This window comes from Campylobacter sp. IFREMER_LSEM_CL1890 (genome assembly GCF_025772045.1).
Taxonomy (GTDB): Bacteria; Campylobacterota; Campylobacteria; order Campylobacterales; family Campylobacteraceae; genus Campylobacter_D; species Campylobacter_D lari_D.
In genome coordinates, this window is sequence record NZ_JAKMRK010000004.1 from 1 (window position 1) to 23833 (window position 23833).

Genomic DNA, 23833 nt, shown 5'->3' on the forward strand with positions numbered 1-23833 from the left:
TCTATCCCAATTTAATAAAACTTTAAGCTTTTACTGCTATAATTTCATTTCCTTTTCAAATAAAAGGGACTTAAAAAACTTAAGATTTTTATCTTAATTTTTTATATTTGTTCTTTAAATTATTAATATTGTTAATCAAATCTTATAGTCAATCTTTGAAATCTAAATAAGTGATCGATTGAGCCAGAGATTTACCTTAATTAATGTAAATCTATCAATTAATAATTAAAGATTATTTTATTAATCTTTAAAATACTTTTTCTTTGAAGAAAAAGATTAAACTATCTGTATTTTTTATGGAGAGTTTGATCCTGGCTCAGAGTGAACGCTGGCGGCGTGCCTAATACATGCAAGTCGAACGATGAAGCTTTTAGCTTGCTAGAAGTGGATTAGTGGCGCACGGGTGAGTAAGGTATAGTTAATCTGCCCTACACAAGAGGACAACAGTTGGAAACGACTGCTAATACTCTATACTCCTGCTTAACACAAGTTGAGTAGGGAAAGTTTTTCGGTGTAGGATGAGACTATATAGTATCAGCTAGTTGGTGAGGTAATGGCTCACCAAGGCTATGACGCTTAACTGGTCTGAGAGGATGATCAGTCACACTGGAACTGAGACACGGTCCAGACTCCTACGGGAGGCAGCAGTAGGGAATATTGCGCAATGGGGGAAACCCTGACGCAGCAACGCCGCGTGGAGGATGACACTTTTCGGAGCGTAAACTCCTTTTCTTAGGGAAGAATTCTGACGGTACCTAAGGAATAAGCACCGGCTAACTCCGTGCCAGCAGCCGCGGTAATACGGAGGGTGCAAGCGTTACTCGGAATCACTGGGCGTAAAGGGCGCGTAGGCGGATTATCAAGTCTCTTGTGAAATCCAACGGCTTAACCGTTGAACTGCTTGGGAAACTGGTAGTCTAGAGTGAGGGAGAGGCAGATGGAATTGGTGGTGTAGGGGTAAAATCCGTAGATATCACCAAGAATACCCATTGCGAAGGCGATCTGCTGGAACTTAACTGACGCTAAGGCGCGAAAGCGTGGGGAGCAAACAGGATTAGATACCCTGGTAGTCCACGCCCTAAACGATGTACACTAGTTGTTGGGGTGCTAGTCATCTCAGTAATGCAGCTAACGCATTAAGTGTACCGCCTGGGGAGTACGGTCGCAAGATTAAAACTCAAAGGAATAGACGGGGACCCGCACAAGCGGTGGAGCATGTGGTTTAATTCGAAGATACGCGAAGAACCTTACCTGGGCTTGATATCCTAAGAACCTCTTAGAGATAAGAGGGTGCTAGCTTGCTAGAACTTAGAGACAGGTGCTGCACGGCTGTCGTCAGCTCGTGTCGTGAGATGTTGGGTTAAGTCCCGCAACGAGCGCAACCCACGTATTTAGTTGCTAACGGTTCGGCCGAGCACTCTAAATAGACTGCCTTCGTAAGGAGGAGGAAGGTGTGGACGACGTCAAGTCATCATGGCCCTTATGCCCAGGGCGACACACGTGCTACAATGGCATATACAATGAGACGCAATACCGCGAGGTGGAGCAAATCTATAAAATATGTCCCAGTTCGGATTGTTCTCTGCAACTCGAGAGCATGAAGCCGGAATCGCTAGTAATCGTAGATCAGCCATGCTACGGTGAATACGTTCCCGGGTCTTGTACTCACCGCCCGTCACACCATGGGAGTTGATTTCACTCGAAGCCGGAATACTAAACTAGTTACCGTCCACAGTGGAATCAGCGACTGGGGTGAAGTCGTAACAAGGTAACCGTAGGAGAACCTGCGGTTGGATCACCTCCTTTCTAGAGTACAAACTGATAAGTCTCACAACTATCAGTTCATATATAGACTCAATCATCCTTGTTTAGATTTCAAAGATTGATGAAAAGCTAATTTTGGGGAATTAGCTCAGCTGGGAGAGCGCCTGCTTTGCACGCAGGAGGTCAGCGGTTCGATCCCGCTATTCTCCACCATTTATTAAGGGCCTATAGCTCAGCTGGTTAGAGTGCACCCCTGATAAGGGTGAGGTCACAAGTTCAAGTCTTGTTAGGCCCACCATAAAAAAGATTTGTTTATCAATCATATAATTAAAGTTTTAAAACTTAAAGCAAGTATATAGCTAATAATAAAGCAATAAGTAAAGTAAAATACTTTATTGCTTATGTTTTTAAATTATTTAAACTCTTTATATATACTTCCTTTAGGTTTTAAGACCTAAGCTAAATAAATAATAGAATATTTTATATATTAGATTAATTATTTAATGTTATTTGAATTATCATTGTTAAGAGTCACAAGCAAGTTTTAATAAAAACAATTTTACAGGACTTGTTAAAGGATAAAACCTAACTATCTTTTCTTTAGCTTTTAGTTAAAGACAAGTTTTAAACTCACAGCTTAGTTAGACTAATTTATTTAGTTTTATTAAGTGTTTAAATGCTTTCCGTCTTAAGATAGTAAAGTCTTATCATAAAAACTTTAACAAGGAAGTGATGCGTTTTAGAATGAATTTAAAAGGTAAGCTATTAAGAGCGAATGGTGGATGCCTTGGCTGGTAAAGGCGATGAAGGACGTACTAGACTGCGATAAGCTACGGGGAGCTGTCAAGAAGCTTTGATCCGTAGATTTCCGAATGGGGCAACCCAGTATATAGAGATATATACTACCATAATGGAGCGAACGTAGGGAATTGAAACATCTTAGTACCTACAGGAAAAGAAATCAATAGAGATTGCGTCAGTAGCGGCGAGCGAAAGCGCAAGAGGGCAAACCCAGTGCTTGCACTGGGGGTTGTAGGACTGCAATGTGCAATAGGTAAGGTTAGTAGAACACTCTGGAAAGTGTAGCCATAGAGGGTGATAGTCCCGTATACGAAAACCAAACCTTAGCTAGCAGTATCCTGAGTAGGGCGGGACACGAGGAATCCTGTCTGAAGCTGGGTCGACCACGATCCAACCCTAAATACTACTACCAGACCGATAGTGCACAAGTACCGTGAGGGAAAGGTGAAAAGAACTGAGGTGATCAGAGTGAAATAGAACCTGAAACCATTTGCTTACAATCATTCAGAGCACTATGTAGCAATACAGTGTGATGGACTGCCTTTTGCATAATGAGCCTGCGAGTTGTGGTGTCTGGCAAGGTTAAGCACACGCGAAGCCGTAGCGAAAGCGAGTCTGAATAGGGCGCTTAAGTCAGATGCTGCAGACCCGAAACGAAGTGATCTATCCATGAGCAAGTTGAAGCTAGTGTAAGAACTAGTGGAGGACTGAACCGATAGGCGTTGAAAAGCCCCCGGATGACTTGTGGATAGGGGTGAAAGGCCAATCAAACTTCGTGATAGCTGGTTCTCTCCGAAATATATTTAGGTATAGCGTTGTGTCGTAGTATAAGGGGGTAGAGCACTGAATGGGCTAGGGCATACACCAATGTACCAAACCCTATCAAACTCCGAATACCTTATATGTAATCACAGCAGTCAGGCGGCGAGTGATAAAATCCGTCGTCAAGAGGGAAACAACCCAGACTACCAGCTAAGGTCCCTAAATCTTACTTAAGTGGAAAACGATGTGAAGTTACTTAAACAACCAGGAGGTTGGCTTAGAAGCAGCCATCCTTTAAAGAAAGCGTAATAGCTCACTGGTCTAGTGATTTTGCGCGGAAAATATAACGGGGCTAAAGTAAGTACCGAAGCTGTAGACTTGATTTTATCAAGTGGTAGGAGAGCGTTCTATTTGCGCCGAAGGTATACCGGTAAGGAGTGCTGGAGCGAATAGAAGTGAGCATGCAGGCATGAGTAGCGATAATTAATGTGAGAATCATTAACGCCGTAAACCCAAGGTTTCCTACGCGATGCTCGTCATCGTAGGGTTAGTCGGGTCCTAAGTCGAGTCCGAAAGGGGTAGACGATGGCAAATTGGTTAATATTCCAATACCAACATTAGTGTGCGATGGAAGGACGCTTAGGGCTAAGCAAGCTAGCGGATGGAAGTGCTAGTCTAAGGTTGTAGGAGGTTATATAGGCAAATCCGTATAACAATACTTCGAGAACTGAAAGGCTCTTCAAAGTCTTCGGACAGCGAGGAGAATTGCTGATGCCGTCGAGCCAAGAAAAGTTTCTAAGTTTAGCTAATGTTGCCCGTACCGTAAACCGACACAGGTGGGTGGGATGAGTATTCTAAGGCGCGTGGAAGAACTCTCTTTAAGGAACTCTGCAAAATAGCACCGTATCTTCGGTATAAGGTGTGGTTCGCTTCGTATTAGGATTTACTCCGAAAGCGAAGAAACTTACAACAAAGAGTCCCTCCCGACTGTTTACCAAAAACACAGCACTCTGCTAACTCGTAAGAGGATGTATAGGGTGTGACGCCTGCCCGGTGCTCGAAGGTTAATTGATGGGGTTAGCATTAGCGAAGCTCTTGATCGAAGCCCGAGTAAACGGCGGCCGTAACTATAACGGTCCTAAGGTAGCGAAATTCCTTGTCGGTTAAATACCGACCTGCATGAATGGCGTAACGAGATGGGAGCTGTCTCAAAGAGGGATCCAGTGAAATTGTAGTGGAGGTGAAAATTCCTCCTACCCGCGGCAAGACGGAAAGACCCCGTGGACCTTTACTACAGCTTGACACTGCTATTTGGATAAGAATGTGCAGGATAGGTGGGAGGCTTTGAGTATATGACGCCAGTTGTATATGAGCCGTTGTTGAGATACCACTCTTTCTTATTTGGGTAGCTAACCAGCTTGAGTTATCCTCAAGTGGGACAATGTCTGGTGGGTAGTTTGACTGGGGCGGTCGCCTCCCAAATAATAACGGAGGCTTACAAAGGTTGGCTCAGAACGGTTGGAAATCGTTCGTAGAGTATAAAGGTATAAGCCAGCTTAACTGCAAGACATACAAGTCAAGCAGAGACGAAAGTCGGTCTTAGTGATCCGGTGGTTCTGTGTGGAAGGGCCATCGCTCAAAGGATAAAAGGTACCCCGGGGATAACAGGCTGATCTCCCCCAAGAGCTCACATCGACGGGGAGGTTTGGCACCTCGATGTCGGCTCATCGCATCCTGGGGCTGGAGCAGGTCCCAAGGGTATGGCTGTTCGCCATTTAAAGCGGTACGCGAGCTGGGTTCAGAACGTCGTGAGACAGTTCGGTCCCTATCTGCCGTGGGCGTAAGAAGATTGAAGAGATTTGACCCTAGTACGAGAGGACCGGGTTGAACAAACCACTGGTGTAGCTGTTGTTCTGCCAAGAGCATCGCAGCGTAGCTAAGTTTGGAACGGATAAACGCTGAAAGCATCTAAGCGTGAAGCCAACTCTAAGATGAATCTTCTCTAAGCTCTCTAGAAGACTACTAGTTTGATAGGCTGGGTGTGTAATGGATGAAAGTCCTTTAGCTGACCAGTACTAATAGAGCGTTTGGCTTATCTTATTTAAGCATCACTTCCTTGTTAAGGTTTTTAATAAAGCTTTGAGTATTTTTATGTGAAATATTTATATAAAAATTACATTCTTAAGTTTATAAAATCTTATAAGTAAAGTTTATATTAGAACTTGCTCTTAACATTGTTTTTTAAGTATTCTAAAATGAAACAATAAAGTATTTAGTTCAATAAAACATCTAAATATAAGAATAAGATGAAAGTTAAAATAAAAATGATTTTTATGTCTAAATCTTATTGATTGTTTTTATTATGCTATATTAAATAGAATATTTAAATAACAATGTCCGTGATTATACAGATGTGGAGACGCCTTGCTCCATCCCGAACCAAGAAGCTAAGCACATCGTGGGTGATGATACTACGCCTTACTGGCAGGGGGAAAGTAGCTCATTGCGGACTTGTTAATTCTTATTATTCTTACTTTATATATAATCCTATATTTATTTTTATTGTTAATTATTTTAATTATTTTAATTATTTTAATTATTTTAATTATTTTAATTATTTTAATTATTTTAATTATTTTAATTATTTTAATTATTTTAATTATTTTAATTATTTTAATTATTTTAATTTATTGGCTTAATCCTTAAATTAGTTTATTTTTTATACTTATTGTTAGTTGTTATTTTTTTATTTGGTTATAAAATTTATTTTTATATATTATTTAGTTATATTTCTTTCTTGTAGTTCTTAATTATTTACAATTTTTAGTTTTTATGTTTTTAGTGATTTAGCTTTTGGTTTTATATTGAAATGGTATTGTAAAGTGTGATGTGTGATATTGTTTATAATAAAGTTTATAATAAGTCATTGTATTGGTGGATAATTGGTTTCTTAGAAGAAATTATCTTCTAAGAAAGAGAATGTTATACAGCGCCTTTTGGAGCTGTAAATGCTGTTATTTTAGGCGGCAATCCCTTATATTTTTCTATATTTACTAAGCCTGTATGAGAAATGTTTCCGTTTGCTAATTCAGAAGTTGGCATATCAATAGTTAAGACATTTACATTTCCGTATTTGCACATTCCTTCATCATTTGGATCATACCAGCCACCTTCGCATAATCTTACAACATTTGGCATAATATCTTTAGTTACCACAGCACCTGCGAGAACTTGACCTCTTTTATTGAAAACTCTTACAATATTGCCATTTTTGATTCCAAGTTTTTTAGCATCAATAGGATTGATTAAGATAGGTTCTCTATCATTTACTGCATATTTTTCACGCAATAAGGTATGACACATTTGAGAGTGAAGCCTATCTGTTGGATGATTAGTTAGTAGATGAAAAGGTGTTTCCTTAGTAGCATTTCCTAGCCATTCTATCGGCTCCATCCACATTGGATGTGCTTTGCAGTCTTTATAGTTATACTTTTCGATAGTTTTTGAGTAAATTTCTATCAAGCCTGATTCGGTGCCTAGAGCATTTAAAATAGGATCTTCAATAAATTCAGAAAATCTCACCCATTCCATGCTTTCTATGGTTGGAGAAAAAGTTATAGGCTCATTTTTGGCCCAAAATTCTTCAAAACTTGGCATTTTTGGCTCAAATACATCCCCATAAGCTTGAGTTTGTTTTAAAGCGCTATTGTAGTATTCTTTAATAAAATCTTTTGCTTTTTTACCATTTTCGGTATAAGCATTAAATACATCATCTCCATACACTTTACAAATATCAGCAAAAATTTCATAGTCATCTTTGCTCTCGCCTATTGGTAATACTGCTTGCTTCATTGGAGCTATATTCATATTAGAATAATCTCCACTCATGGTAATATCATCTCGTTCATAAGAACTTGTGGTAGGCATTACAATATCTGCCATTTTCGCAGTTGGAGTCCAATAAATTTCATTTACAACTATAGTTCTTGGTTTTTGCCATGCTTTGATGTTAGTGTTTGTATTTTGATGATGGACTATAGGATTTCCACCTGCCCAATAAATAAAGTCAATATCAGGATAGGTTATTTTAGAACCATTATTGTCTATAACTTTCCCAGGATTTAATAAAGCATCAGCTATTCTAGCTACAGGAAAAGAATAACTAGCAGTATTTTGTAGCCATTCAGCACCACCTTGAGATTCTCCATTTTTTGGCATACCTTTAAATTTACCATTTTCCCAAATTCCCACAGCTCCTGCTGTAATACCTCCTATAACACCACCTTTGCATGATGGAACACCGCCATTACTATAGTGATAACTTAAGCCAAATCCACCACCTTTAGTGCCAATTTGACCAAGCATTGAAGCTAGGGTTATTAACATCCAATGAGGTTGCTCGCCATGATGAGCTCTTTGCATACCCCAACCACTCATGATCATAGTAGGGTTATCATAAAAACTTTCAGCTAGTGTTTTGATGATTTTTTCATCAATTCCACAAATTTTACTTGCCCATTTTGTATCTTTTTTAATACCATCATTCTTGCCATCTAAATAAGCTTTGAACTTATCAAATCCACTTGTATAATTTTCTAAAAATTCATAATTGACTTTATTTTTTTCGATCAAATGACTAGCCATGCCTATCATCATAGCAACATCTGTATTTGGTTTTGGAGAGATCCATTGTGCATTTAAAAATTTAGCAGTTTCGGTTTTTATAGGATCTATGCAAATAACCTTGATTTTACTATTTTTTAATTTTTCAAAGTAAGCAAGACCTCTTTGATCGTTTGAAGTCCAAGCTATTCTTAAAGTAGCGATAGGATTAGCACCCCAAATAACTACTATTTTAGAATGTTCTAAAATGTTTTCCCATGAAGTTTGCTGTTCATATACTTCAATAGAGCCTACAACATAAGGCATTATTATTTGAGAAGCTCCGGTTGAGTAATCTCCGGTAGTCCCTACAAAACCACCTGTGACATTTAAAAATCTATGGAGCAATATTCTACAATTTTGCATATTTCCACTAGATTTCCATCCGTAGCTTCCACCAAATATAGCTTGAGTTCCTTTTTGCTCTCTTGTTTTTTTAAGTTCTTTTGCTATAAGTTTTATAGCCTCATCATAACTTACACGCACAAATTCATCTTTTCCTCTAAGTTCAGGTTTTGGATTGTCGGGATTTTCAAGATAGCTTTTTCTAACATAAGGATATTTCACGCGCGATTTGTAGATCATATCTGCTGTATAGTGTTGTAAAGGATTGTCAATTTGTGTTACTTTTTCCCATGGCTCACTTTTAATTACCACACCATCTTTAATGGTAAGTTTTAAAATTCCCCAATGTGCTGCTGTTATCACACTTCCATTTTTTACTAAACCAGAATTTATTTGAGAAACTTCTATATTTTTACTCATGGCCAAACTAGGAGCTAAAGGCAACACGCTTAACCCTGCTCCGATTTTTAAAAATTTTCTTCTATCAAGCCCCATTTTATTTTACCTCCTTAAAATCTTTTGCATTTTTTTGCAAATACTGTATCACTAGCCAATGATCTTTCTTATCAATTCCTGTTCTATTTACCATTGATCTAAAAGTAGCAGGCCAGCCATTAGCACTAAATTCACTTTCTTTATGAACGCTATGACAAATTCCGCAATTATTCATATAAAGCTCTTTAGCTTTTATAAACATTTCTTTGTTGCTTTTTGCAAAATCTTTCTTGTCAGTCCAAACTTCTATGGTAGCTTTATCCCATTTTCCATTTTTGCTTTTAGTATAAGTTTTAAAATCAAGTTTTGTATTTTTAGAAAATGCAGCAACTATGATTCTTTGACTATCGTTGTAATAAAGCACAGAAGGCGAAGCAGGATTAATATAGCCTGTGATCTTGACTAAAACTTTATTTCCATCAGTTTTTAATACTTCAAAAGGATTTGTGGGTAGCAATCTACCAACAGCTTTTGTGTCATTTTTGCTTAAGTAAAGTGAGCTTACTTCACTTGTAAAAAATTCATTTTTAGCGCAAACAAAAGAAACAAGCGCTAAACAGAAAACTAAAATTTTTCCCATTTTGCCTCCTTGATATTTTTAATATAAACTTATTGTATAACTTTAGTATTAAAATTTTCTTAGTATAAAAATATAAAAAATGCAATAATAAATATTATCTAATAATTTTTTATTAATTTTTAATTTATTTGTTTTTATATTTTCATAAAGTCTTTTCAATCCTTTAAAGTAAATTTTAGTAAAATATAAAATATTCTTTATAAAGGTTAAAAATGCACTTTACTTTGCTAAATGAAAAAGATTTTTTCAACCCCTACTACCGCAAAAAGCAAATTACACAAAATGAATTTGACACTTTTAGCAAGGCTTTAATGCAGTATATAAAAAGGCTTGAAAGCTCACAAAGTGAAAATGAAGATTATCTTGTAGCTAACACACTTAGTCCATTTTTAACCACTCTAAATTTCAAAACCCACATCAAAACCAAGCAAAAAGGCAAAAGCGAGATTGATTTAGCCATTGCTAAAGATGAGTTTAGCAAAGACTTAGAAGTTCTCATCGAAGCTAAAAAGCCCAACTCAAAAGAATTCATCATCCACGCAAAGCCAAATTCCAAAGCCTTGCATGAAGCCATTTTGTATTATTTTAGAAACAGAGAGCATAGCTTTAGTTTGAAATTTATCATCATCACAGACTTTTATAAATTCTACATTTTCAAAGCTAGTGAATTTGAAGAGCTTTTTTATAAAAACACAAGCTTTAAAAAGCTTTTTGAAGAATTTCAAAGCCCAAATTCACTTTTTAAAGGCAACACCGATGAATTTTACAAAGAAGCAAGCAAACTCATAGAAAATTCCAAAGAAAGCTTAAAAGGCTTTTTCATCGATTTAGCCTTTTTAAAAGATGAGCAAAAGTCAAATTTCAAAAACCTAGCAAGCATTTTTAAAACCTTTCATAGAGACTTTTTGCTAAATGAATTTAGCCCAAATGACGCAAACTCATTAAACAACGCATTCTATAAAGAGCTTTTATACATCTTAGGTTTAAGCGAGAGCAAACAACTTTCTAAATTCATCATCACACAAAGTGAGCAAAGCAAACAAGCCCAAGGCACGCTTTATCATCTCATAGCGAGCAAGCTTCCAAAGCATGACTTTGAAGAGGTGTTAAAATTCATCATACTTTGGCTAAACCGCATTTTATTTTTAAAGCTTATCGAGTCTAATTTAGTTAGATTTAATGATGATAAAACCCTTAAATTTCTAAACTATGAAAAAATTCCAAATTTTACTACCCTTTCACACCTTTTCTTTGATATCTTAGCTAAAGAAAAGCACACAAGGATGCAGAGTAAATTTAGCTATTTGCCTTATTTAAATTCATCGCTTTTTGAAAAACAAGCCATCGAAAAAACCACACTAGAAATCGCTACTTTAGAAAATGACGCTTTGTTAGAGTATCACCCACACACGCAGTTAAAAGATGACAAAGGCAAAAGTAAAAAAGGTAAAGTAGGTTTGCTTGAGTATTTGTTTGAGTTTTTAGATAGCTTTGACTTTGGAGCAGATGAGCAAAGCGAAGAACTCATCAAACAAAAAGAACTCATCAACTCAAGCGTTTTGGGAAATGTCTTTGAAAAACTAAATGGCTACAAAGAAGGTAGTTTTTATACCCCAAGCTTTATCACTTCATATATGTGTAAAGCAAGCATAGAAAAAGTCGTGCTTGATAAGTTTAACCATACTTTTAAGCTAAATGCCACCAAGCTAAGCGAGCTAAGAACCCAGCTACGCCAAGAAAAAATTTCTCAAGAGCAAAAACTAGCTTTGCTAAATTCCATACGCATTTGCGATCCTGCAGTGGGAAGTGGGCATTTTTTAGTTTCAGCTTTAAATGCCATGCTTATGGTGCATTATGAGCTTGGTTTGTTTGAAGAGGACTTTTACCTAAGCGTGCAAAATGATGAAATTTTAGTGCAAAATCACAAAGGTCAATTTTTAGAGTATAAACGCCCTGATTTTGACAAAGACAAAACCCACCTTTGCCAAAAAGAACTTTTCGAGCGTAAAAAAGACATCATAGAAAACAACCTTTTTGGAGTAGATATCAACCCAAATTCATGTGAGATCACTAAACTAAGACTTTGGATAGAGCTTTTAAAACACAGCTTTTATGAAAGCTTTGATGATACAAACTATCATGATCTTAAAACCCTGCCAAACATCGATATCAACATAAAATGCGGAAATTCGCTTATAAGTTATTTTGAAATTCACAAAAGCCTTTCTCACTACCCAAACATCAAAGAACGCATGGATAAATACAAACGCATAGTCAAAGACTACAAAGAAGGCTTTTACACCGACAAAACTCTCATCGCAAAAGAGATTAAAAACCTCAAAGAGTCTTTTAAAAATTTCTGTTTAAAAGACAAATTTGCCAAAGAGATCAAGCAACTTACCAACGGCGCTAATGAATACTCTAAAAAATACGGCGATTTTTTAGCACAAGATGAAAAAGATGAGAATTTTAGAGCATTTTTCTCTAAAAATATGTTTGAATTTGACTTTGATGAAAGTGCTGCTAAGAAAGAATTTAAAAAGCTTAAAAAGCTTTATGAGAGTATATTTGACTTAGAAAGTGCAAATCCTTTTGAATGGCGTTTTGAATTTAGCGAAGTGCTTGATGAGGGCGGGAATTTTAAAGGGTTTGATCTCATCATCGGTAACCCACCTTACATCAGACAAGAAGACATCAAAGAGTTAAAGCCAAATTTAGCCAAAAACTATAAAGTATATAAAGGCACAAGCGACATTTATACTTACTTTTATGAGCTTGGGTTTAATGTGCTAAAGCAAAATGGCGTTTTGTCTTTCATCACTTCAAACAAATATACAAGAGCAGGTTATGGAGAGCCTTTGCGTGAATTTTTGCTTAAAAATACCACACTTTTAGAATACATCGATCTAAATGGTATAAAAGTCTTTGATAGTGCTACGGTAGATACTTCCATACTAAGCTTTGAAAAAGCAAAAACTAAAGATAGTAGTTTCAAATACCTAGCCCCAAACACCGAGCTTTTAAAAGAAAACGACTTTAACATAGAAAGCATTTTAAATTTTAACAAAATCGCACAAAATTCTTTAAGCAAAGAAAGCTTTACTTTTAACGATGAGGGTACAAACGCACTAAAAGCAAAGATAGAAAATCACGGCACTCCACTTAAAGACTGGCATGGGCTTAATATAAACTATGGCATAAAAACGGGCTATAATGAAGCCTTTATCATCACTACTGAAAAAAGAGATGAAATTCTAGCTAAATGCAAAGATGAAGCCGAAAAAGAACGCACCGCCAAACTCATACGCAAAATGTTACGCGGTAGAGATATAAAAAGATATAGTTATGAGTGGGCAGGGCTTTGGGTGATCAACACTCACAATGGCTATAAAAGCAAAAGTGGAGAAAAGATAGAAGCGATAAACATAGATGAGTACCCTAGCTTAAAACAGCATTTAAAGCCGTATTATAAAACTTTAGAAAAAAGAACTGACAAAGGAAAAACACCTTATAACCTTAGAAATTGTGCTTATTTGGAAGAATTTGAAAAAGAAAAGATAGTGTATAGTGAAATAGTAAGAAAACCACAATTTTATTTAGATACAAAGTTAAATTTTTACGCAGAAGCAACAAGTTTTATTTTAACAGGGGAAAATCTAAAATATCTCATTGCTTTTTTAAACAATGATTTTGTGGCTTTTATATTTAAAACATTTTACGCCGGTGGAAACTTAGGTGAAAATGGATTTAGATACAAAAAAGCATTTTTAGAAAGACTTCCTATACCAAAAATAAATTCTAAAAATGAAAAACTAGCAAACGAGCTTATAAGCTTAGTCGATGAGATTTTAAATTTAAAAGAGCAAGATAAAAACGCAAACACCAAAACCCAAGAAACCAAAATAAACTCTATCGTTTACAAACTTTACAACCTAAACGAAGAAGAAATAAAAATCATTGAAGGAAAACGATGATAAGGGATATATATAATATTGATTTAGAAATACCAAATAGTGGTATCTTTATAAAAGGTTTGGATAATGAGAAATTAACTATTTCTCTAGATTTAGTTAGATTTATGCAAATCAATAAGAGGCAAATAGTATCTTCAGGCAATAAACTAGATGTTGGAAAATTGGCTAAACCATTAAATCCATATATTATTTATAATATTTTAGAAGAAAATAATAAAAACAATTTTAATGGTGTAAAAATTATAGAAAAAATAGAAGATGAAAATAATATTATCTATCATTTTAATTTTGGATTAATATTAAATACTTTTATAGAAAAATCAAAAATTACAAGACAGATGGAGCAAAATACATCAGATAATTTGAAAGATCTGAATGAAATCAAAGCTTTTATAGCTCCTTGTTTTTTTTCCTATGGAATGGTAGGAGATGTTAAATCAATCCCTAAAAACGAACTTGAAGATTTAGAAAATGATTACGGCTATGAGGGAAAAGATTATAAAAGTATTTTTAAAAAAGAAGTTTATATAAATTTTAGTTGCTATGAGAGAGTGTATTTTTCTAATTGTGAGTTTAAATCTAAAGTTTCTTTACATATAATTAATAATGACAATACGGTTTGTTTTCTTAATGGCATGGATTTTTCTAATTGTATTTTTGAAGATGAAATAAATTTTAAACGCTTTATATCTGGAACATCTTTGCCTGAAAATAAATATTATAACAATGAACAGGATACTTTATTTAAAAATTGTATTTTTAAAAAAAGAGTTGTTTTTCATAATTCTAATTTTTTTAACAGTATTTATTTCAATAATTCCCATTTTAAAGATTATGTCGACTTTCATGAATGTAGATTTGAAAAAACGACTTGTTTTTATGGAGTAACTTTTGATAAAGGCCCGAATTTTTCTCAAGTGATTTTCAAAGAAAATTTAAATGCCGTAAATGCAAATTTAAACTTTACATTTAATGGTTTAAAGATACAAATAAAAAAAGAAGAAGAAAATTTTAATAAAGATAAAAATGAACAATATCAAAAATCTTTAGATAAATTTGCAAATGATTTTAGAGATTCTTTTAGAGTTTTTAAAAATGCATTGATAAAAGATAACAATCTTTTGGAAGCTTCAAACTTTCATAAATACGAGCTTTATTGTAAAGAGATAGAACTAAAAAATAAAAAAGGCAAAACCTTTAAAGATGTGGTGGATAAATATCAGCTTTTCTTTTATCGCAAGCTTTGTGATCATCATACAGACTTGCTAAAGGTGTTTCATAATCTACTTATCATCATCATGCTTTTTAGCATTTTTTCTTTTGTGCTTGATAAATTTAAACAACCCAGCATAGAAAATAATGCAAAATATCACATCGTTCAAGTAGATACTAATGAAAGTTATATCTTTAAAGAACACAATAAAACGACTTATAATTTTTTATCCTTGAATATAGAGCAAGAATTTAAAAACTTGAGTCAATTTATACCTATGGATAAAATTCTTTTCACGGTTAAATCGTTTATATATGAAAATCCACTCAGAAATCAACTAACTTTTATAGAAAAATTTGGTTTATTTTTGTTTTTTGCGTTGTTAGTGATTTTAGTTGCTTTGTTGATTAAACAATACTTATGGTTCTTACTTTTGCCTTTGTTTGTAGGAGTGGTTTATTGCATAGGATTTTCTAAGTCGATTATTACTCATTTTATGATTATAATGCTATTTGCATGTACTTTTATACTTATAATGGTTTTTGATAGCAAGTCTAAAAGATTTCTTTTTGTAGGTATTTCTTATATAGTTTGTATTTTTACGCTACTTGCAAAACCTAGTTTAATGCTTCCTGTGTTTGGAAGCTTTTTAGAAAAAGACACTAACACTACTTATCCTTTACTGCTTAGTTTATCGGTGGTGTATTTTATACTTGTAGCTTTAGTGATATTCTCGCTCCAAAAAACAGCACGCAAAAACTCCATAGTGCCAAGCTGAAAGCAAAATCATGCTTTTAGCTTTAAAGTGTGATGAAAAATTTGATTTAAAAATACTTTTGATATGAATATTTTTATTATATTTATATTTTGTTTCAAATATAAACAATACTTTATATTTTATTTGCAAAGTGTAAATTTTTGTTTTTATTAAAAGAGAATTTTTATACGAAATGTTACTCTTATACTCATATAGTTAATTTTTTCTAACAAAAATACACAAAAATAAAAATATTTGTTAAGCTAGATATTGGAAATTTTTATCAAAAGGAAAAATATGTGGCAACAAATATATAATCCATTTGACAACATACTTTTAAGTGCTTTGGTGGCTTTTTTGCCTATTTTGTGCTTTTTGCTTTCTCTTGTAGTTTTCAAACTCAAAGGCTATCAAGCAGGCTTTTTAACTCTTATTTTATCAAGTGTTGTGGCATTGTTTGCTTATGATATGCCGTTTTCTTTATTAGGTGCTAGCTTTATACAAGGTTTTGCAAATGGTATTTGGCCTATAGCTTGGATCATCATCGCGGCCATATTTTTATATAAACTTTCTATCAAATCAGGCTCGTTTGAAGTGATAAAACAAAGTGTTATGAGTATCACTCCAGATCATAGAATTCAAGTGATTTTGATTGGATTTTGTTTTGGTTCTTTTTTAGAAGGTGCTATAGGTTTTGGAGGGCCAGTGGCTATTACCGCTGCATTACTTGTAGGACTTGGGCTTAGACCATTATATGCCGCAGGACTTTGTCTCATAGCCAATACCGCTCCGGTAGCTTTTGGAGCAGTTGGAATTCCTATCATAGCGATGAGTAATCTAGCAGGTATAGAACAGCACGGTGTTTCAGCTATGGTGGGTAGAATGCTTGTGCCTCTTAGCTTGACTATACCATTTTTTATAGTATTTTTAATGGATGGTTTAAAAGGGGTTAAAGAAACCTTTCCTGCTATTTTTGTTGCAGCCGTTTCTTTTACTGCTACACAATTTTGGAGTTCAAATCATTTAGGCGCAGAACTTCCAGATATTATTTCAGCGGTTGTTTCTTTGTCTATTACTACGATATTTTTAAAATTTTGGAAGCCAAAAAATATTTTTAGATTAGATGATGTAAAAGACTTTGAAAACTCACAAAAGCTAGAATTTAAAAAAGTATTTTTAGCTTGGATTCCTTTTATACTTTTGATTATTTGTATTATTATATGGACGCAACCTTGGTTTAAGGCTTTATTTGCTAAAGATGGAATATTAAATTTTATGCAATTTACTTTGAAATTTAATGAAGCCTTAGGAGCTATCATAAGTCCTGATATAGTTAATCCACAAATCACAAAAACAATGATTCCATCACATACTATAGATTTAGTAGCACAAGCAGGAACTGCTATTTTAGTGGCTGCTTTAATGAGCATTGTTGTGTTGAAAATAAAAATCAACGAAGCTACCGAGTGTTTTTGGGAAACTTTAAAAGAAATGGCCACTCCATGCTTAACTATAGGCTTAGTAGTTGCTTTTGCCTTTATAGCTAAAAATAGCGGTATGAGTACTACTTTAGGACTTGCTTTTTCAAATACAGGCGATGCTTATGCATTTTTTTCTCCCATCATAGGATGGATAGGTGTGTTTTTAACAGGTTCTGATACTAGTTCAAATTTGCTTTTTGGGACATTACAGCAAGTTAGTGCTCAAAAATTAGGAATTTCAGAAACTTTATTTTTAGCAGCAAATTCTGTTGGTGGAGTTGTGGGTAAAATGATATCTCCTCAAAGTATAGCGGTAGCTTGCGCAGCAGTTGGACTTGTAGGAAAAGAATCTGAATTGTTTAGATTTACTTTAAAATACTCAATAGGTTTTATAATTCTAATAGGAATTTGGACTTTTGTTATAGCATTTTTCTTCCACGGGATCATCCCTGAAGCAGTGCTTTTAAAATAAGGATTGATGATGAAAAAAGTGTATTTATTTGCTACTTGTTTGGGTAGTGCGATAATGCAAGAAAGTGTTTTAAACGCGGTTAGACTTTTAAGAAGAGAGGGAGTTGAGGTTATATTTAAAAAGCAGCAAACTTGCTGCTCTCAACCCTCATTTAATTCAGGGTATTTTAAAGAAAGTAAAAATATAGCTTTGCATAATATAAAACTTTTTACTCAAGATTATCCTATAGTAGTGCCAAGCGGTTCTTGTGCGGGGATGATGAGTCATGATTATTTAGAGCTTTTCAAAGATGATGAGCATTTTAACTTGGTAAAGGAATTTAGCTCTAGGGTGATTGATCTTAGCCAGTATTTAGATGAGGTTTTAAAGGTTGATTATGAAGATAAAGGCGAGCCTATAAAAGTGACTTGGCACTCTAACTGCCATGCATTAAGAATTCAAAAAAGCATACAAGCGAGCAAAAATCTGCTAAAAAAACTCAAAAATGTGGAATTAATTCCTCTAGAATTTGAAGAAGAATGCTGTGGTTTTGGAGGAACTTTTTCTGTGAAAGAGCCTCAAATTTCAAACTCTATGGCACAAGAAAAAATCAAAGATATCCAAAATACAGGCGTAAAATATGTATTAAGTTCTGATGGTGGGTGTTTGATGAATATTGCAGGCACGATGAGTAAAATGGGGCTTGATATAAAAGGAATTCATTTGTATGATTTTTTAAACAAGCGTCTTGAAGGAGTTGCGATATGAAAATGACACATGAACAAATTGTGGATGTGAAAATTCATGATAAGCAAATGCGAGAGAATTTAAGATCTGCCATGCATACTTTGCAAAAAAATCGTTTAAAAGTTATAGATGAGAAATTTAATGATTGGCAAGGACTAAGATCTAAAGCTAAGCAAGCTAAAAACAATGCTTTATCAACTTTACACGATAGGCTTTTAGAATTTGAACAAAATGCCACTAAAAATGGCATAAATGTCCATTGGGCGAGTTCTGATGAGGATGCCTGTGAGATTATATATGAATTAATGGTAGAAAAAAACATCGGTAAAATTCTAAAAGGTAAATCTATGGCTAGTGAGGAAATAGGTTTAAACCACTACCTAGAATCCAAAGGCTTAAAAGCCATAGAAACAGATTTAGGCGAACTTATATTGCAGTTAAATGATGAAACTCCCGTGCATATTGTAGTTCCAGCGGTACATAAGAACCGCTATGAAATTGGTAAAATTTTTCAAGAAAAATTAGGCTCTAATTTAGAAAGTGAGCCAGAAAAGCTAAATTCTATTGCAAGAAAGCATTTAAGAGATGAATTTGAAGGGCTTAAAATGGGACTTAGCGGAGTAAATTTTGCTATGTCTAAAGAAGGTGCTTTTTGGCTTATAGAAAATGAGGGAAATGGTAGGATGTGCACCACAGCAAGTGATATACATGTAGCACTTTGTGGTATAGAAAAAGTTATGGAAAGCTTTGAAGATGCTGCCACTATGGTGTCTTTACTTACTCCATCAGCTACGGGTCAATTTATACCAACTTATAACAATATCATTACAGGACCTAGAAAAAATGGAGATTTAGATGGCCCAAAAGAAGTGCATATTATTCTTTTTGATCATAATAGAAGCAAAATACTAAATGATGAAGATTATTATGAAGCTTTGCGTTGTATAAGATGTGGGGCTTGTATGAATTTTTGTCCTGTGTATGATAAAATAGGCGGCCATACTTATCAAAGTGTATATCCAGGGCCGATTGGAGAAGTCATAAGTCCTAATCTTTTTGGTATGCAAGAAAATGGTGATATTCTTACTTTTTGCTCGCTTTGTGGAAGATGTTCTGAAGTTTGTCCGGTAAGAATTCCTCTTGCGGATTTAATACGCAAATTAAGAGCAGCAAAAGTAGGTCAAGGAAGTTTTGATAATATCGCTCCAAATACTGCTGAAGCTATGGCATTTAAGATTTTTGAAAAAGTAGCTACAAGTCCTATTATTTGGAAAAATACTTTAGCAAATTTACATAATTTTAATTGGCTTTTGCAAAAAGGAAAAAATTCTTTACCAGTAGTTAAAAAATGGAGTGCTTATAAGGAATTTCCACAAATAAAACTTGATCTTTATAAAGAACTTGAAAATATGCAAGGAGTAAAGTGTGAGTAGAATAAATGAAATTTCTTCACAAAGCAAAAAAGCTATTTTGGATAAGATTAAAAATACACATTTATCTTTTGAAAAAATCCCGACTATGGATCCTATAGAGCATATCAAAACAAGTGATGATATATATAGTGAGTTAAAAGAAAAAATGAGTGCAAATAAATACATAGTAGAAGAAAGCTCGTTAGAAAAATTAGAAGAAAAAATCAATCAAATTGTTAAAAGTTATGGCTATAAAAGTCTTATTTATCCTGATAATTTAAATTTAGATATAAATAAAATTGAAGCCGAAAAAAAGACTTGTTTTAATCAAGAGATTGAAAAAATACGAAAAGAAGTTTTTCATAGTGATTTTTCTATCATCCAAGCAAGAGTTGGAGTAAGCTCACATGGAGTTGCTTTAGTTTTGTCTGATAAAACTCAACCAAGAATGCTTTCTTTGGCTCCTATGCTTTGTATTGTCTTATTAAAAAAAGAAAATATTGTAAAAAGCATTAGCCAAGCATTGAATTTAGTAAAAGAAGAAAATGAAATTTTACCTAGCAATATTTTGTTTATAGCAGGGCCATCAAGAACTGCAGATATTGAACTTATCACTGTTTTTGGAGTTCATGGATCTCAAAAGGTTCATATTATACTTTATTGATTTATTTAGAATTTGCACTTAGTGTAAATTCTAAAATCACCTTCAAATCAAAAATTAACTTCTTGGTTTTTAAAACATTAATTAAATTATATTTTTATCAACCTTTGCTATTTTATTGATTTTAGTTATATTTAAGATATTTTTTGACATAGTAAAAAAGGTATTAACTTAAATTTTAAAACTATAAAAAGGAAAATCATGTTAAAAACAAGTTTTAAAAAGGCAGTATTTTTACCAAGTATTAGTATTATAGTTGTTTTAAGCCTTAGTTGTATTTTCTTGCCTAAACTTACAAATGATTTTATCAATCATATAAAAAGTGGAATTTTTGCAAATTTTTCATGGTTTTATATATTAAGTGTGAGCTTTTTTGTGTGTTTTATGCTCGCACTTGCACTTTCAAAATTTGGCGATATTAAACTCGGTGATGATGATGAAAAACCTCATTTTAAATTTACTTCTTGGCTTGCTATGCTTTTTGCTACGGGTATGGGAGTGGGGCTTATGTATTTTGGTGTGGCTGAACCTCTCATACATAAAAAAGCCTTGCAAACAAGCGATGAAGAAGCTATGCTACATACTATCTTTCACTGGGGAATTCACCCATGGGCTATTTATGGGGTGTGTGCTTTGGCTATGGCGTATTTTGGTTTTAGATATAAAATGCCTCTTAGTTTGCGTAGTGCTTTTTACCCTTTACTTAAAGATAAAATTTATGGTTTTTGGGGAAATTTAGTTGATATGCTTGCTTTAATTGTCACGGTTTTTGGCATTAGTACCACACTTGGTTATAGTGCATCTCAACTAAATGCGGGCTTTTCAAATTTGGGTATTTTAAACGGACAAAGCTTTTTAGAACAAAGCGTGATTATAATCATCATTATTTCTTTGGCCACGCTCTCATCGATTAGTGGCCTAACAAAGGGTTTAAAAATTTTAAGTGAAGCAAATTTAGTTTTTGCAGTGTGTTTAATGCTTTTTGTGCTTTTTTCAACAAATACCATCCAAATTCTTTCACAATTTAGCTCTAATATTGGAAATTATTTGCAAAATTTAATTTCTTTGAGCTTTAAGACTTATTATTATGAAAAAGAACATATAGAATGGTTTAATAATTGGACTATTTATTATTGGGCTTGGTGGCTTAGTTGGGCACCTTTTGTGGGCTTTTTCATTGCTAAGATTTCTCGTGGTAGAACGATAAGGGAATTTATTTTTGGCGTGCTTGTAGTGCCTACTAGTTTTAATATACTTTGGTTTAGCATTTTTGGCAATAGTGCTTTAAATTTCAATGATATTTTAAGTCCTTTTACTTCAGCACCTGAAAGTTTGCTTTTTTATTTTTTACAAAATTTTTCTTTTTCTTATTTTAGTTCTTTGCTTGCGCTTTTGGTTTTAGCTTTGTTTTTCATCACTTCAGCAGATAGTGGGATATTTGTGTTAAATTCTTTAAGTAGTGGTGGCGCTCATGAGCCATACAAATGGCAAAATATCCTTTGGGGTTTTGTGCTTGCGCTTTTAGCTACTTCTTTACTGTATTCAGGCGGCTTGGGGGCGATTTTAAGTATCACTATGATAGTGGCTTTACCTTTTGCATTTTTGCTTTGTTTGATGTGTTTTTCATTGCTTAAAGGCTTAATTGTAGATGTGAATTACTCTTTAACTAAGCTTAGTCAAAGTAGTGTGTATTTTACAGGAGAATTTTGGCAAGAAAGACTTGCTAGAATTTTAAAACAAAGCAAAGAACAAGACATACAAAATTTCTTAAATACCAAAGTTAAAAATGCTATGGAATCACTCAGCCAAAGTCTAAAAAACTACGGCTTGAAAACACAGATCGTTCAAGAAAAATCAAGTATAAGTTTGATTATAAAAAAAGAATTTGCAAAAGATTTTATCTATGGAGTGCAAGTAGTAAAAAAACAAGCAAGCCAAAGCATAATTGATGATAAATTTATGCCAACTTATTCTAAAGAATTTATCTTTGAGCCACAAACTTTCTTTGCTGATTCGCGTAATGGTTATAATATAGAGTATTTAAACGAGCAAGAAATCATCGTAGATATACTAAAGCAATATGAGAGGTATTTGCAACTTTTATTTGATGATAAAAATGAAATTTTTACCAAAGCTTATGATTAAAAAGCGTTATAATTACACTTTATTCTTATAAGAAAGGCCTTTTATGTTGAGATTTTTTTTAATGTTTTTTTGTGCTTTAAATCTTTTTGCTATTACGCCAAAAGATACGATCGTTATAGCAGTGGAAAATGAGCCAGAGCGTATAAATCCGCTTTTTAGTGAAGATCATGATGTGGCAATTGCTCTTGTGTTTTCAGGACTTACACGTTTTGATGAAAATATGAGCTTAGCGCCTGATCTTGCTAGATCTTGGAAAGTTAGTAAAGATGGGCTTGTTTATGAATTTACTTTAAGAGATGATATATTGTGGCATGATGGGACTAAATTTAGTGCCAAAGATGTGGAATTTAGTATAAATGCTTTAAAAGATGAGAAGTTAAATTCACCCTCAAAGGTAAATTTTGACGCAGTTAAAGAAGTAAAAATTATTGATGATTATCATTTGATTATCACACTTTCAAAGCCTTTTCCTGCATTTTTAGACGCTTTGAGTGTGGGAATTTTACCAAAACATTTACTTGAAAAAGAAAATTTAAATACTACTAAATTTAATCAAATGCCTATAGGAACAGGACCATATAAGCTAAAACAATGGAAAAAAGGTCAATATATGATCTTAGAAGCAAATGAAAATTATCATTTAGCTAAGGTAAAAACACCAAAACTCATACTAAAACATATTAAAGATCCAAGTATTAGCGCTATTGAGCTTAAAAATGGTTCTATTGATGTAGCTTTAGTCGATTTTGCTCTAGCTTCAAATTTTGCAAATGATAAAAACTTTAAAATGCTTATAGAGCCTTCGGCTGATTATCGTGCTTTGATGTTTAATTTTAATCATGAGTTTTTAAAAGATCAAAATGTGCGTTTAGCACTAAATTACGCTATCGATAAAAAAGCTATTGTGGATTCTCTTTTGCATTCTTTTGGAAAAGTAGCAAATCATCCTTTGGAAAAATCATGGGCAAATCCTAAAGAATTTGCAACTTATACTTATGATGTAAAAAAAGCAAATGAGCTTTTAGCAAAAGCAGGCTTTGTGAAAAACAAAAATGGAATTTTAGAAAAAAATGGCAAAGAATTTAGCTTTGAAATGTATGCTATGAGTGAAGATCCACTAAGAATAGCTTTGGTAAATATCTTACAAAGTGAGTTTTTAAAGCTTGGTATTAAGGCAAAGGCAGTTGCTAAGCCGAGTGGAAGTTTTGACTATACTAAGATTGACAGCTTTTTGGTAGGTTGGGGTAGTCCTTATGATCCTGATTTTCATACTTTTAGAGTTTTTGAAAGCTCTCAAGATAGTGCTTTAAACTCTAGTGGATGGAATTTTGGTCATTATCAAAATGCTAAAGTTGATGAAGCTCTGATAAAAGCTAGAAATTCACTTGATGTAAATGAAAGAAAAAAATACTATAAAGAATTTACTGACGCTTTATATAAAGATCCTGCATTTTTATTTATAGCTTATATTGATTATCCTTTAGTTTTTGCTAAAAATATCCAAGGTATAAAACCTCATATTTTAGGTCATCATGGGGTAGGTTTTACTTGGAATGCTTATGAGTGGAGCAAAAATTAGTGCT

The 23833-nt window shown here is 33.7% G+C and carries 10 protein-coding genes, 2 tRNA genes and 3 rRNA genes; 13 read left to right on the top strand and 2 right to left on the bottom strand.

Going from position 1 to position 23833, the window contains the following annotated elements; all coding sequences use genetic code 11:
* Positions 1-293 precede the first annotated feature (293 nt).
* From L8W57_RS02705 to rrf, 5 genes are all read left to right on the top strand, one after another.
* Positions 294-1806, top strand: a 16S ribosomal RNA gene (locus L8W57_RS02705).
* Between the two features lie 95 nt (positions 1807-1901).
* Positions 1902-1977: transfer RNA gene (locus L8W57_RS02710), tRNA-Ala, on the top strand.
* Positions 1978-1985: 8 nt separating this feature from the next.
* A tRNA-Ile gene (locus L8W57_RS02715) sits at positions 1986-2062 on the top strand.
* Positions 2063-2519: 457 nt separating this feature from the next.
* A 23S ribosomal RNA gene (locus L8W57_RS02720) occupies positions 2520-5427 on the top strand.
* Positions 5428-5722: 295 nt separating this feature from the next.
* A 5S ribosomal RNA gene (rrf, locus tag L8W57_RS02725) occupies positions 5723-5839 on the top strand.
* Together the 16S, 23S and 5S rRNA genes with 2 tRNA genes alongside form the textbook arrangement of a ribosomal RNA operon.
* Before the next feature lie 470 nt (positions 5840-6309).
* Here the strand turns inward: rrf and L8W57_RS02730 are convergent.
* Both L8W57_RS02730 and L8W57_RS02735 read right to left on the bottom strand, forming a co-directional pair.
* Positions 6310-8829 carry a molybdopterin guanine dinucleotide-containing S/N-oxide reductase gene (locus L8W57_RS02730; RefSeq protein ID WP_263661952.1) on the bottom strand — a complete coding sequence of 840 codons (2520 nt, stop codon included), beginning with the start codon at positions 8827-8829 and terminating at the stop codon, positions 6310-6312.
* Position 8830: 1 nt separating this feature from the next.
* Positions 8831-9409: a cytochrome C gene (locus L8W57_RS02735; protein WP_263661953.1), complete on the bottom strand. Its 579-nt coding sequence runs from the start codon at positions 9407-9409 to the stop codon at positions 8831-8833.
* 212 nt (positions 9410-9621) lie between these two features.
* On the opposite strand from L8W57_RS02735, the gene L8W57_RS02740 reads away from it, so the two are divergent.
* The 8 genes from L8W57_RS02740 to L8W57_RS02775 all read left to right on the top strand — a co-directional run bounded on the left by L8W57_RS02740 (position 9622) and on the right by L8W57_RS02775 (position 23829).
* Positions 9622-13383, top strand: a complete 3762-nt coding sequence (locus L8W57_RS02740; protein ID WP_263661954.1) for an Eco57I restriction-modification methylase domain-containing protein — start codon at positions 9622-9624, stop codon at positions 13381-13383.
* Positions 13380-15374: a pentapeptide repeat-containing protein gene (locus tag L8W57_RS02745; protein WP_263661955.1), complete on the top strand. Its 1995-nt coding sequence runs from the start codon at positions 13380-13382 to the stop codon at positions 15372-15374. The genes L8W57_RS02740 and L8W57_RS02745 overlap by 4 nt, the downstream gene beginning before the upstream one ends.
* 276 nt (positions 15375-15650) lie before the next feature.
* On the top strand, positions 15651-17306 hold the full coding sequence (locus L8W57_RS02750) for an L-lactate permease (RefSeq protein WP_259429215.1): 1656 nt from the start codon (positions 15651-15653) through the stop codon (positions 17304-17306).
* 6 nt (positions 17307-17312) lie between these two features.
* Positions 17313-18053, top strand: coding sequence for a (Fe-S)-binding protein (locus L8W57_RS02755; RefSeq protein ID WP_115614003.1), 741 nt, complete (start codon positions 17313-17315; stop codon positions 18051-18053).
* Entirely contained in the window at positions 18050-19465 is a 1416-nt protein-coding gene (locus L8W57_RS02760; RefSeq protein ID WP_263661956.1) for a LutB/LldF family L-lactate oxidation iron-sulfur protein, read from the top strand. Before L8W57_RS02755 ends, L8W57_RS02760 begins: the two co-directional genes overlap by 4 nt.
* The gene (locus L8W57_RS02765; protein WP_263661957.1) at positions 19458-20108 is read left to right on the top strand and encodes a LutC/YkgG family protein; all 651 of its coding nucleotides are present in this window, start codon (positions 19458-19460) and stop codon (positions 20106-20108) included. The genes L8W57_RS02760 and L8W57_RS02765 overlap by 8 nt, the downstream gene beginning before the upstream one ends.
* 198 nt (positions 20109-20306) lie before the next feature.
* Positions 20307-22250, top strand: a complete 1944-nt coding sequence (locus L8W57_RS02770) for a BCCT family transporter (protein WP_070255432.1) — start codon at positions 20307-20309, stop codon at positions 22248-22250.
* 43 nt (positions 22251-22293) lie between these two features.
* A complete protein-coding gene (locus L8W57_RS02775) occupies positions 22294-23829 on the top strand; it encodes an ABC transporter substrate-binding protein (RefSeq protein ID WP_263661958.1) in 1536 nt (511 codons plus the stop codon).
* Positions 23830-23833: the final 4 nt, after the last annotated feature.